This is a genomic window from Rhizobium sp. BR 362, assembly GCF_036528765.1.
Lineage (GTDB): Bacteria > Pseudomonadota > Alphaproteobacteria > Rhizobiales > Rhizobiaceae > Rhizobium.
On sequence record NZ_JARWGH010000003.1, the window covers coordinates 224,176 to 236,762 of the forward strand.

15 protein-coding genes are annotated in these 12,587 nt (G+C 57.5%); 14 read left to right on the top strand and 1 reads right to left on the bottom strand.

All coding sequences use genetic code 11. The features are described from left to right. Window positions 1-33 precede the first annotated feature (33 nt). The 4 genes from QDY28_RS05500 to QDY28_RS05515 all read left to right on the top strand — a co-directional run bounded on the left by QDY28_RS05500 (window position 34) and on the right by QDY28_RS05515 (window position 3,327). The gene (locus QDY28_RS05500) at window positions 34-1,107 is read left to right on the top strand and encodes a hypothetical protein (protein WP_331380653.1); all 1,074 of its coding nucleotides are present in this window, start codon (window positions 34-36) and stop codon (window positions 1,105-1,107) included. Window positions 1,108-1,126: 19 nt separating this feature from the next. Next, complete coding sequence (locus QDY28_RS05505) at window positions 1,127-1,564, top strand: hypothetical protein (RefSeq protein WP_331380654.1); 438 nt, start codon at window positions 1,127-1,129, stop codon at window positions 1,562-1,564. Continuing rightward, window positions 1,561-2,175 (top strand): DUF6362 family protein, encoded by a 615-nt coding sequence (locus tag QDY28_RS05510; RefSeq protein WP_331380655.1) that lies wholly within the window; start codon window positions 1,561-1,563, stop codon window positions 2,173-2,175. Before QDY28_RS05505 ends, QDY28_RS05510 begins: the two co-directional genes overlap by 4 nt. 147 nt (window positions 2,176-2,322) lie before the next feature. Further along, on the top strand, window positions 2,323-3,327 hold the full coding sequence (locus tag QDY28_RS05515; protein WP_331380656.1) for a DUF2806 domain-containing protein: 1,005 nt from the start codon (window positions 2,323-2,325) through the stop codon (window positions 3,325-3,327). Between the two features lie 194 nt (window positions 3,328-3,521). Here QDY28_RS05515 and QDY28_RS05520 read toward each other — a convergent pair whose 3' ends face one another. Next, entirely contained in the window at window positions 3,522-3,707 is a 186-nt protein-coding gene (locus tag QDY28_RS05520; RefSeq protein ID WP_331380657.1) for a hypothetical protein, read from the bottom strand. Between the two features lie 150 nt (window positions 3,708-3,857). On the opposite strand from QDY28_RS05520, the gene QDY28_RS05525 reads away from it, so the two are divergent. The 10 genes from QDY28_RS05525 to QDY28_RS05570 all read left to right on the top strand — a co-directional run bounded on the left by QDY28_RS05525 (window position 3,858) and on the right by QDY28_RS05570 (window position 12,579). Then, window positions 3,858-4,073 (top strand): Acb2/Tad1 domain-containing protein, encoded by a 216-nt coding sequence (locus tag QDY28_RS05525; RefSeq protein WP_331380658.1) that lies wholly within the window; start codon window positions 3,858-3,860, stop codon window positions 4,071-4,073. A gap of 339 nt (window positions 4,074-4,412) precedes the next feature. Next, window positions 4,413-4,886, top strand: a complete 474-nt coding sequence (locus QDY28_RS05530) for a terminase small subunit protein (RefSeq protein WP_331380659.1) — start codon at window positions 4,413-4,415, stop codon at window positions 4,884-4,886. Then, the gene (locus QDY28_RS05535) at window positions 4,867-6,324 is read left to right on the top strand and encodes a terminase (RefSeq protein ID WP_331380660.1); all 1,458 of its coding nucleotides are present in this window, start codon (window positions 4,867-4,869) and stop codon (window positions 6,322-6,324) included. The genes QDY28_RS05530 and QDY28_RS05535 overlap by 20 nt, the downstream gene beginning before the upstream one ends. After that, complete coding sequence (locus QDY28_RS05540; RefSeq protein WP_331380661.1) at window positions 6,324-8,438, top strand: hypothetical protein; 2,115 nt, start codon at window positions 6,324-6,326, stop codon at window positions 8,436-8,438. The genes QDY28_RS05535 and QDY28_RS05540 overlap by 1 nt, the downstream gene beginning before the upstream one ends. After that, entirely contained in the window at window positions 8,435-8,746 is a 312-nt protein-coding gene (locus QDY28_RS05545; RefSeq protein ID WP_331380662.1) for a hypothetical protein, read from the top strand. The genes QDY28_RS05540 and QDY28_RS05545 overlap by 4 nt, the downstream gene beginning before the upstream one ends. A gap of 34 nt (window positions 8,747-8,780) precedes the next feature. Next, a complete protein-coding gene (locus QDY28_RS05550; RefSeq protein ID WP_331380663.1) occupies window positions 8,781-9,848 on the top strand; it encodes a hypothetical protein in 1,068 nt (355 codons plus the stop codon). 17 nt (window positions 9,849-9,865) lie between these two features. Beyond that, a complete protein-coding gene (locus QDY28_RS05555; protein WP_331380664.1) occupies window positions 9,866-10,840 on the top strand; it encodes a phage major capsid protein in 975 nt (324 codons plus the stop codon). Window positions 10,841-10,859: 19 nt separating this feature from the next. Continuing rightward, window positions 10,860-11,648: a hypothetical protein gene (locus tag QDY28_RS05560; protein WP_331380665.1), complete on the top strand. Its 789-nt coding sequence runs from the start codon at window positions 10,860-10,862 to the stop codon at window positions 11,646-11,648. Between the two features lie 13 nt (window positions 11,649-11,661). Then, a complete protein-coding gene (locus QDY28_RS05565; RefSeq protein WP_331380666.1) occupies window positions 11,662-11,934 on the top strand; it encodes a hypothetical protein in 273 nt (90 codons plus the stop codon). Between the two features lie 57 nt (window positions 11,935-11,991). Then, a complete protein-coding gene (locus QDY28_RS05570) occupies window positions 11,992-12,579 on the top strand; it encodes a hypothetical protein (RefSeq protein ID WP_331380667.1) in 588 nt (195 codons plus the stop codon). The last annotated feature ends 8 nt before the right edge of the window (window positions 12,580-12,587 follow it).

The following is a 12,587-nucleotide window of genomic DNA, read 5'->3' on the forward strand; positions in this document are numbered from 1 at the left end:
GCAACTCTCGTCGGCGGCTCAAGGAGCGACTTGATGGATGGAAGTGCTTTAGTGGTCTATCCGATTTTTAATGAACGACCCTCAGAGGAATACATCCAGGGCTGGCACAGGCACATGGATGAGACCGGATCGCCAGAAACATACGAAAACGTCTCCACGAACAAACCGGACGCCTTGGAAAATGTCGTCTTGCTATCAGGGGAGCTGCAGGTCCCGCCAGCCAAGCGGCTAGGAAATAGATTGGTGCCATGCCCGATTTGCTCGCCCACTACGCCAAAGTTTTCGAAGGGGAGGATGGCTTGGTTTCCAGATGAGCAGACGGTTAGATTTATTGGGCATGACTGTGCTGCTCGCCATTTTGGTGAAAATTATCGGATAGCTGATCGACGTTACAAGATTGAACAGCGCTGCCGTTTTTACCAGCACATGTGGCGAAACTTCGAGCCGCGGATCGATGGCCTGGAGCAGTTTATCGATGCATTGATGCCGGTCGCGAAGGCTGTGCAATTCACTAGGGAGCATTTGGACGGCAACGCCGATGGCTTCGCAGCCTTCTTACGTGGTGAACTATCGCGGCACGACGGCCGGATTTTTATCAAGGAAGATACCGGCGCGAGAGATCGAGGTCAGATAATTTTTTCAGATGTTTTATTGGGGGTGGTCGACGGTCTCACGTTTATATCTCGCAACTTCCGACCCCATTCGACCTTGCTCTCAATACTTGACGTTTGCGCCGACATTAGGATGCCGTTGCCAACTTGGCAGCCCATCGATGGAGACAACGACACCGCCAAAGAAATCATTGGGCGTGGACGCAGGGCAGAGTGGATGCTGAAAACGCTTCGTTCGCTGCGCGACGACATACAGGATGCGACACAGTTCTTGCGGGATAAAAATTTGGCATTGCTTGAACAATGGGGCCGAAATGATCAATCCCCCTTCATCTCTCTGGTTTTTCGATGGGAGGGGATCGGCGTACATTTGCGTGCCGAGACTTATGTGGGCGCCTACTACTGCAACATGGTCGTCCTTGATGATTTCTACGGAAAACCGATTCCGAGTGCGCTATCGCCAGCCTTGGATCCGCTGACATCTACGCCGGTCTAGCAAACTGGATGATGCAAAGATGTCAGAGGCAAAGAGTTATCATTGTAACATCCACAAGATTGCGCGCGAGTGCGGCGTGTCGCTGCTTGATTGGCAACTTCACAGTTCGACCAGCCGAAAAGCTCGACAATGCTTCTGCAAGCCTACCATCCGCGAAATCGGGCGCAGGCACGGCGAGGAGCACCTTCGCCTAGTCCTGATGCTCATCACCGGCAATTCGCGCAACGCCGGCGAACTCTATGCCGATGTCCTGAAAGCTGTGTCGCGTCTTCTCATCGCCAACCCGGATCTCGTGCGCCGGCCGTCGCTGGTGTCAGACTTCAATTCGATCGACTTCGGTGCCATCCGCCGCGGGGCCCGGTCCATGAAATACGGAATGCCCATGAGCGATGAGATCCTTGTGGCGCTCCGTCAGCAACTCGGCCTCTGGCCATATCAAGGGGAAGAAGCGGCATGACGATAGCATTCGCCGAATGGACTTACGAACAGGTGCGAGCCCAGATCATCGAGGCGGCATATACGCTGCGCGCCTCGCCGGGCGACCTGGGGCCGCGTTTGGCATCCGGTGCGATGTCGGACGTAGTTCGGGACATGATGGAAGCGTACGGCTACCAGGAGGCCAAAGCACCGCGCATCCCCTCGGCCGGTGCGATCAGCCGCATGTACGAGGTTTGGGATTGGGTGAATACCTACCTGAACGAAGAACAGCGCAAGCGCGTTTACGAATACGCGTTCATAAAAACCCGCAAGGGCATCTACCTCGACCGCTATTTGCGGAAAATCGACATATCGCGAAGAACTTTTGAGCGCCGCATTCAGTTTGATTGTCAACGGATTGCGGACGCTCTCAACCAAAAACACCGCGTCCGGTTGACAGTGACCTTTGACGAGGTGACGCAAATCGCCGTAGAAGACACGTCAATAACGGTAGCTTCGAAGAATTGCGCGACGGACTGGCGCGATGACGAGGTGACCGGCCAGAAGGCGCAGGTAAGAGCCGACGTTCTTGCTCACGCCCACTGGCGCAACGAACGCCGTCGGCAGCTCCTGGAGCGGACTGAACGGTAGAGCCGCAATCGACCCTTCTCGATCGAGAATTCGAACACCGGTTACCGGGCGCGGCAGATAATCCGTGAGCAATGGTAATCGCCTGAGTAAAAGACTCGACTTAACCGCGAAAAAAATGATCTGTTTCCCTCGAATGGGGATTCGATCATGTCTGAGGAATATACAGCAAAACTGCCCACAAGTTGGGTTGATGTCGTCAAGTCTTTGTCGGAAGGCGGCTTGCCTCAAATATTGGCGGGGCCAGCCGGTAAGGCAATTAGTCGATTGGTTGCTGGCGCGACAGACATTCCCGCGGCATGGCTCGACGCACGTGCGCAACGCATCAAGGACGATACCACGGCCAGGAGCACGATAATGAAGGCTGTAGCGAAGGCATCGGCCGACGCCGCGGTGGCCGATCCACAATTGTTGGACCGTGCCCTCTCCCGATACATCTCTGACCTCCATCGTAAACAGGGAAATCGAGAAGCTGTTGCTGAGAAGGCGTTAGAGCAACTTGCTGACGAGCCGGCTCCAAGCGAAAGCCCAGGCCCCTCAGACGATTGGATGAATGTCTTTGAGGAATATGCCGAAAAAGCAAACTCCGAAGAGTTGCGGCAAACTTGGGCCAGAGTGCTCGCCGGAGAAATTCGAAAGCCAAGTTCGTTTTCCCTCCGAACATTGCAGTTCCTATCCGTTCTGGATAAGCCCACCGCAGAAGCTTGTGAGACCGTACTGGCCCGTGTTTTCGACCGAGGCTATGTAGCTGTGGACGAAGAAATAAGTGGCGAGCTATTTGAAAAAATGAAGGTCGCTCGCCTTTCCGGTTTGATAGGTCAAGTAGATGCTGACACGTTCTGCTCAAGAACAACTAGCGAAACCGGTGTGGCGATTTTTTCTTTCGGCGATGATGGAATTGTCGCTCGAGGCAAGCCGAACGCTGTTATCAGAGTCCCATGTGTTTCCGTCACTGTGATAGGTCAGCAACTCTATCCCATTATCCAGCCAAAGGCGGATGAGCATGCGGTGAACCGCTTAGTGGAAATACTACAACGATGCGCCGAAGTGGAAAGCATTCAGCGCGGAAAAGTTAAAGAAGCAAATGGAACTACCAGCGCCTTTGGGTTGCAGACGATATGGAATAGACCTTCGGCTGCCGCTCCGGCTAATTGAGTTACCAATTCCTCGCAAGAGGACAAGAATACGGGCGGCGGATCGCAGCCGAGCGTGGTGAAAACCTGCGAAAGAACGCTACGCTAGTCGGTTAAACGGCAGACGAAAGCCCAGGTAGGCTGCCACCCTTCGGGGCCGATTATGGTGCGCCCGTCCACACAACCCGCCACAGCAACCAGTCTGCGGTTTTTGTCCTAAGCTCGCCCTGATGAGGCGACAGAAGGATTGGTCGTCAGGAGACGTACGACCTCCGCCGCCAGCTCTGTCACATCGTAGACAACCGCGGCGCCATGGTTGCCAGTTGCAGTCGTCACTATCTGCGTACGGTCAGGAAGCGCTACCAGCGATACGACCTGGTTTGGGTTTACGAAAACAGGCATCGCAGCTTGTCCAATCAGGGTCAATTGCACGAAGCTCATCTCATTCCTCCGGCAATGAAAGCGGTCTTCGCGCTTTAAAACGCAAGAGATTGAATAGAGTTCAGCACAGTCCGCTCCGTAACTGGGGCGGTTTTTTCTTTGGAGAGACTGATGCATCCGTCAACTTACGAGTACCTGAAGCCCAGTGAGGAGCAGATCGCCGCGATGGCAAAACTTCGCGAAGCCGCAGCAGCGTATGGGCAAGCATTAGCCGAGCTGCTCCCCGATGGTCCTGACAAGACGTTCGTGATCCGTAATCATCGCTCCAATGCCATGTGGGCTAATGTGGCTGTTACTCGCCACCCAGACGGAACGCCTCGCGTATGACTTGGGATTAGGGAGCAGCATTAGCGTGATCACCTTTCCGCTGTGGTGGTCGCGGTTCTCGGCCTAACAACTTGTTTGATTGCCGCAAGTGCATTTCAGTTCGACTTAGAAGCTCGCGCGATCTGGCAACCGCCTCTAGACTCTGCGAAAATGTCGTAAGACGGTCCTCGCTAATCTTTATTCCTAATCTGACATAATTGATCATGTCGATACCCCTTACAGCCATAGGGTCCGATCGCTAATTATATCGCAAAAATGCATTGGCAGACAAGTGAAGCGCTATCTTGGCCGCCACGACAATCAATGCAATTTCCACCCAGCCGATCAGAAGGCAGGAACATGACAGGCAGACCATCAGACTTCACTCAGGCAATTGCCGACGCGATCTGCGAGCAACTGTCAGAAGGGAAAAGCCTCCGTACGATTTGCGGCGATGAAGACATGCCGGCGAAGGCCACTGTCTTTCGATGGTTGGCTGCTCACGACACCTTTAGAGACCAGTACGCACGCGCTCGCGAAGCTCAGGCCGATGCCCTCTTTGACGAGATTCTTGACATCGCCAACACACCGGTGACCGGCGAAAAAACCAAGATCGATGCCGATGGCAAAGTAATCGAGATGACCAAGGCCGATATGATTGAGCACCGTCGCCTACAGATCGATGCCCGCAAATGGGTGGCCGCAAAGCTGCGGCCGAAGGTCTATGGCGATAAGCTCGACGTCGATCTGACCGGCGCCCTTGCTTTCGTTGTAAGCGCTAAGCCTGTGACCGAGGAGCAATGGCTCAAAGAGCATGGTGGATCTGACACGTAGAGTCGTCTGGGCACCGCAGGAAGGTCCACAGAAGGCACTCGTTGATTGTCCGTTCCGTGAAATCTTCTTCGGAGGAGCCCGAGGCGGCGGCAAGACGGATGGTGTGCTGGGCAAGTATGCCATCAAGGCTGCGATGTATGGGTCTGCCTTCAATGCGTTGTTTTGCCGGCGTGAGCTGCCGATGCTTGATGACGCGATCGAGCGCAGCAAGGAGATTTACGGAAAGATCGGCGCTGGCTGGAATGACCAGAAAAAGACGTGGGTATTCCCTGGTGGTGGTCGTCTCCGCTTTCGACCTCTGGAACGAGTCCAGGACGCCGACAAATATCAGGGCCAGAACGTCAGCGATGCTTGCGTGGAAGAGGCCGGCCTTTATCCCGACTCCAAGCCTATCGATCGGCTGTTCGCGGTCCTGCGTTCGGCAAGAGGTGTTCCGACGCAATTGCTCCTGACCGGTAATCCGGGTGGCGCTGGCCAGCACTGGATAAAACAGCGGTATATCGACTCCGCGCCGATGGGAATGACGCCGCTGGTCAGGATGTTGCCGAATGGCAAGCAGCACCGGTTTGTCTTCATCCCGAGCCGGATCGAAGACAACAAGCTGCTGATGCAGAACGACCCGGACTATGTGAACAACCTCTATCTGGTCGGCTCCGATCAGCTCGTGAAAGCATGGCTCTCCGGTGACTGGAACGCGATCGAGGGCGCATTCTTCGATTGCTGGGATACGTCGAAGCATATCATTCGGCCGTTTGCGATTCCGTCTGACTGGACGCGTTTTCGGTCGATGGATTGGGGCTCTGCTCGGCCGTTCTCTGTCGGCTGGTGGGCAATTGCCTCTGATGACCATCAGACCGAAAACGGCATTATCCCACGCGGTGCAATCGTCCGTTATCGCGAGTGGTATGGCTGCAAGGCCGGTGAGGCCAACGTCGGATTGAAGCTGACGGCCGAAGAGGTTGGGCGAGGTATCGTGGAGCGCGACGGTAGGGATCGCATCGCTTACGGCGTCCTTGATCCTGCGGCTTTCTCCGAAGACGGCGGACCATCCATTGCGGAGCGCATGGCGCGGGCTACCGCTTACAAAGCTTATTTCAAACCGGCTGACAATGCTCGCGTCTCGCAGCGTGGTGCGATGGGCGGCTGGGATCAGATGCGAGCACGTCTAAAGGGTGATGGAGAGCGTCCTGGCATGTTCGTCTTCTCGACCTGCAAGGATTTCATTCGAACCGTACCGCTGTTGCAGCACGATCCGGACCGCCCTGAGGATTTGGACACCGATGCGGAAGATCACGTCGCCGACGAAGCTCGTTACGGCTGCATGTCGCGTCCTTACGTCAGACCAAAAGATGATCGGCCACAGCCGCCGAAAACATTGAGAACCATGACCTTCAACGACCTTCTGGAATCCACCCCGTCCCGTAGCGAGAGAGTTTGATGGCATACGAAGCGACGGAAGATCAGCAGGACGCGCAGAGCTATGACCTCGTCAAGGTCGGCGCGCATTGGCAGCAGGAGATCGAGCGAGCCAAGCGCTATTTCCAGAAATGGCGTGACCGCTGCGAGAAGATCGAAAAAATCTATCTCCAGCAGCAGAACGACAGCGGCACACAGGCCAAGCGTAATTTCCCAATGCTGTGGGCAAATATCTCGGTTCTTCAGCCGGCCGTCTATGCCAGGGTGCCTCAGCCGGCCGTCGAGCGTCGGTTCAAGGATTCAGATCCGGTGGCGCGTTCTGCCTCTGAGATGGTCGAGCGCAATCTCTCCTACCTGATGGAGGCTGCGGACATCGATTCCACGATGCGCGAGTCTCGCGACGATTTCCTGTTGTGTGGCCGTGGGACAGCATGGCTGCGCTATGAAGCTGATATCTCGCCGCTCGATTTGGGCGTTGAACCATCCGAACCGGCCAACTCTGGCTTTCTCGGCGGCGGCATGGGCGACAATGGTGGGCCGCCGCTTGAGCAGATCACAGACGAGCGCGTCTGCATCGACTATGTGCATTGGTCGGATTTCCTGCATTCGCCGGCCAGGCGCTGGAAAGATGTGACGTGGGTCGCCCGTCGCGTGCCGATGACCGATGGCGAGTTGAAGGAGCGGTTCGGCGAGCAGGCCGTCATTCAGATCGCCAGCCTTGGGATTGGCTCCGATCAGGGCAAGAACGACACCGACCGCGCTCAGAACGAGGGCAAAACCTACGTCTGGGAGATCTGGTGCAAGACGGAAAATTACACCGTTTGGATTGCTGAGGGTTCGCCGACCGCGCTTGAGGTTTCGGAGCCGCCGCTCGATCTCGAAGGTTTTTGGCCTTGCCCACGTCCGGCTTACGGTACGATCTCAACGGGCTCGCTGATCCCTGTTCCTGACTACGTCTATTATCAGGGCCAGTGCGAAGAAATCGACATCCTGACGAAGCGCATCAATAAGCTCTCCGATCAGTTGCGTCTCAAGATTTTCTATCCCTCGGGTGACGGTTCGGTTTCGCCGGCGATCGAAAAGGCGATGCGGCCCGAAAACGACACTGTGATGGTGCCGATTCCCGAATGGGCTGCATTCACGGACAAGGGCGGTTCCAACGCTATCGTCACGCTGCCGATCGACGAGGTGCAGAAGGTCATCACAGCCTGCATTGAGAACCGCAAGCAGTTGATAGACGATGTCTATCAGATCACCGGTATTTCGGACATCGTGCGCGGCGATACGCAGGCATCGGAAACGGCCACGGCGCAGCGCATCAAGAGCCAGTGGGGATCGATCCGCATCCGCGACCGTCAGAGCGAGCTTGCCCGCTTTGCCCGAGACATCGTTCGCATTGCCGGTGAGATCATCTGCAATCAGTTCCAACCGGAAACGCTGATGGTCATGAGCGGCATTCAGTTGCCGACGATGCAGCAGAAACAGATGGCTCAATTCCAGATGCAGCAGGCGCAGCAGATGGCGGCACGCGCGCAACAAATGGGCCAGCCCGCTCCTCAAGCGCCGCAACCGCCTCCGCAGCTCGCACAGATGATGCAACAGCCGACGATCGACGAGGTTGTTCAGTTGCTCCGCAATGAAAGCATGCGCGGCTTTCGTATCGACATCGAGACGGACTCCACTATCGAGCCCGACGAGGACGCCGAAAAGCAGCGCCGCATGGAGTTTGCGCAGGTCATTGGTCAATTCATTGAGCAGGCTGGACCAATCGCGCAGCAGCAGCCCATGCTTATCCCTGTGATGGGCGAGGTCATGTTGTGGGTGTCGCGCGGTTTCCGGGCTGGCCGCCAGCTCGAAACATCTCTTGAGCAGGCGATTGGCCAGCTAAGCCAGCAGGCGACCGCTCCGAAACCGCCGCCGCAACCATCGCCGGGCGAGCAGATCAAACTGCAAACGACGCAGGTGAAGGCACAAGCCGAGCAGCAAAAGGCTCAGTTAGGTGTCGCCCAGGCCGAGGCAGAGCATCGCATGGGCATGGAAAGAATGCGCGGCGAGGCAGCGCTGAACGTGATGCAGCATCAGCAGAAGATGCAGCAGGCGGCGGCGCAGCCGCAACAGCCGAGGATGATGCAATGAAGCAGCGTTTTTGCCGCGTCTGCGGTGGCTGGCACGAACTCGACCGCTGGCCCCACAATTGTCTGCCGGAGCGCAATCTCGCAGCATCCGATCTGCCGGCGCCGCATTTCGTCAGTGACACGATCGAAATCCAGTCGATGCTCAACGGCAAGATGTACACGAGCAAATCCACCATGCGCCGTGATTATCGCGCCGCTGGTGCCGAAGAGATCGGCAACGAGAAGCCGCAGCCGATCGAAAAGCCGAAGTCGGATCGCAAGGGCATCCGTAAGGCTTTGAAAGAAGCATATCAGCAGCATTCCGCCTGAACGGGCATCAATCCCCGAAAAAGGAAAATCTCACATGTCAGACCTGAATAACGGTGCCGTCGTGGACGGTGGCGAAGACACAATCGTTGCCGATTCTCCTCCGATCAGCATTCGCGACAGCCTCAAGGCCGCGATGGCGCCGGAATCGACCGAACCTACGCAACCGGCCGATAACCGGGCCCGCGACGAGGCTGGCCGATTTGCCGCCAAGCCCGTCGAGCAGAAGACGACGGGCGCCGCTACTCAGCAGCCCGTACAGCAGCAAACCACTGGGCAGGCGCCCCAGCCTGAAGCAACCGCTGCGACGCAGCCAGTTGCCCAGCCTGTGGCGCAGCCGGCGCACAAAGCCCCTCCTGGCTGGTCGGCAGAGGCCAAGGCATCATTCGATACGCTTCCCGACCATGTAAAAGCCGCGATCAGCAATCGCGAGCAGGAGGTCGATAACGGTTTCAAGGTCCTGCAAGATTACAAGGGGCTCGAAGAGTTCTCGCCGTATGTGAAAGCGGCCGGCACGACATTCGCAGCTTCGATGAAGCGCGCGCTCGACTGGGAAGCGTCGTTGCAGCGCGATCCGGTCAACACGGTTCTGCATGTCGCGCGCCTCGGCGGCGTCGATCTTTTGCAGTTGGCCGCTCATCTTCAGAATGCTCCTCGACAGCAGCCGGCGCCCCAGCAGATGCAGCCGCAGCAGCCGCGCGTCAACGTCGAGGAGACGGTCAACCAAGTTTTGCGGAAACGAGACGTTGAAACTCAGCTCAACGCTTTCCTTTCCGATCCCGCCAACGTGCATGCCGAAGTTCTCATTGATGATATGGCGTCCCTAATCAGCACGGGCCGCGCCAAGGACCTCAAGGAAGCTTACGACGCCGCATGTTGGATGCGTCCTGACATTCGCCAGCAGCTCATCAATCAGGCTGCGCCGGCACCCGCTCAGGACGAGCAAGCAAGGCGCGCCGCTGCGGCAGATCAAGCCCGCAAGGCCTCCAAATCCATCACCGGCTCTTCCGCCCCTGGCCCCAGTGCAAACGCCGGCGTCGGAAAGTCATCCTCACTTCGCGACACGCTCAAAGAGGCTATGGCAGCCCAGGGCGGTCGCGTCTGATCATAGGGTAAATCCACATGGCAATTTCTCCGAACCTTTCGGAAATCGTCACGACCACCCTGCGTAACCGCAGCGGTGTCATCGCTGACGACGTAACGAAGAACAACGGGCTTTTGTCCCGTCTCAACAGCCGCGGCCGCAAGAAGCCCGTTTCCGGCGGCCGCACCATCGTTCAGGAACTGCAGTACCAGGAAAACAGCACGTTCAAGCGCTATTCCGGCTACGACCTCCTGAACGTCCAGCCCTCTGACGTCATCACGGCGGCAGAATACGACTACAAGCAGGCCGCTGTTGCCGTCTCGATCTCCGGTCTGGAACAGCTCCAGAATTCCGGCGAGGATGCGGTGCTCGACCTGCTGGAAGGCCGTATCGAGAACGCTGAAATCACGCTTAAGAACAACATCGCGCTCGACTGCTATTCCGATGGCACGGCCGATGGTGGGCGCCAGATCGGCGGCCTCAATCTTCTGATCTCCACGTCTCCGACGTCTGGCACCATTGGCGGCATCAACCGCGCCACATGGGCTTTCTGGCGTAATCAGAAGTTCTCCGGCACGTCGGACGGCGGCGCCGCTGTAGCGTCCAACAATATCCAGTCCTACATGAACCGGCTCTATCTGAGCTGCTCGCGCGGACCGGATCAGCCGGATCTCATCATCGCGGACAACAATTATTTCCGGCTCTACTGGGAATCGTTGCAGGCGATCCAGCGCATCACGTCCTCGGACAAGGGTATGGCAGGCTTCAACTCCCTCCAATACATGGGCTCCGACGTGGTGTTCGACGGTGGTTTCGGCGGTGGTGCACCGTCCAACCAGATGTTCATGCTCAACACCAAGTACCTGTTCTACCGACCGCATCGTGACCGCGACATGAGCCCGATTGGTGACGATCGCATGAACCCCAATCAGGACGCTCTCGTCCGTCTCTGGGGCTGGGCCGGCAACATGACGATGAACAACGCCTTCCTCCAGGGCGTCCTGTTCGCCTAAGCCAGAAAGGATCAATCAAATGGCTGTCGCTCGTACTCAGACAGAGCGTTTCGGCGCGAACCCGTTCCAGGTGGACGGCCCCTTCGTTTCCGGCTCTGGCATTCCCGGCCCGAATTTCACGCTCGGCTCCCTCGCATGGGGCGATGCCGAAGCGGAATGGGTCTATTGCAAGCTCGTGCTTGCCTCGCAGACGACCTTGCAGCCCGGCATGTGGCTGCAATGGGACAAGGACTATAACGCCAACCTGCTGACCACGGCTACGGCTGTTGTCGGCTATGGCGTTGGTGTCTTTGCTGGTGCCATGCAGCCACCGACCATCACAGGCGGTCCTGTTGGCACCATCACGCTTGCCGCTGGCACCTATTACCTGTGGGTGCAGCGTGCCGGCCAGGCACCAGCTCTCGTCAGCGCAACCACCACGGCGGCACTCGTCATTGCCGAGACCACGACAACCGCTGGTCAGGGGAACGTCCCGGCGTCGGCCACCGTTGGCACGAAGCAGATCACCCCTGTTTCGTTCCAGACCGCGAACATCACGTTCACGGCTACGACGGTCAACGGTTCCAACGTCCTGACCCTCCTGTCGGGCGCGTCCTCGGCGTCCGGACCGTTCATCGGCGCATCTATCGCCGGTACCGGCATTCCGGCGTCCACCACGGTCACCGGTATCACCTACGGTCCGAATGGAGTTGTTCAATCGATCACGCTGAACAACAACGCCACGGCCAACGGTACGGCAATCACCATGACGGTAACCGGCGTTCTCGAAGCCCGGTTGATGTGGCCGTACATCGCGAAGACGAACTGAGGAGTAAAATTCAATGGGCGTCGTCCAAGCACTGAAATCAGCCGTCGCGGAAGCCCGTTCACTCGGCCGCGACGTCCCGCCGGTGATCGAGGAGCTTTTGCACCTCATTGCCGAGACCATCGACCCTCCGGCACCGGATGCTGTTGTTGAGGAGACGAAGCCGGAAGCGGCCGAAGAACCTCAGCCCGCATCGGAACCAGCCGCCGTCGATCCCGATGCACCGCAGCAAGAAGCTCCGGCTCCTGAACCTGTGCCATCGGAACCCGATCCGGCACCACAGCAATAATCATGGGGCTCTTCGGAGCCCCTTTTCCTTTCCCCGCCATCAACAGCGAGAGCAACCATGTCCGAATCAACCGGAATTTATGCAGCATTCACCCTTGAGCCCGTGGAGCAGTCCTTCAAATCCAAGGAAGCCGGCCGGCCCATCTTCGAGGATCGCGAATTCGTTCGCATCGTCATCGCCGGCGACAAGAACACCGAAGTTTTTCGCGAGGCAACCGACACCGACAAGGAACGCTTTCATGAGCCCTATGCGCGCTTCAAACGTGGCCTTGGCGAACGTGAGCAGATCGTCGGTACGCCGCTGGCGCAATGGCCGCTCCTGAAGCCGAGCCAGATCAGGGAATTCGAGGCGATCAACATCTACACCGTCGAGCAGATGGCGGCGCTCTCCGACACGATGAAACAAAATATCGGAATGGGTGCGCATGAAATCGTCGCTGCTGCACAGGCATTCCTGGCGAGCGCGAAAGACGGCTCTGTAGCCTCCGCTCTTGCTGCTGAAAACGAGCGCCTCAAGACTGACCTCGATCTACTCCGCGAGCAGGTGAAGGCACTCTCCGATCGCCTGGAAGAAAGCGAACGCGGCGAACGTCGCGGTCCAGGCCGGCCGCCGAAGTCGGCTCGCGAAACCAATCTTGAACTCTAAGACCGAGA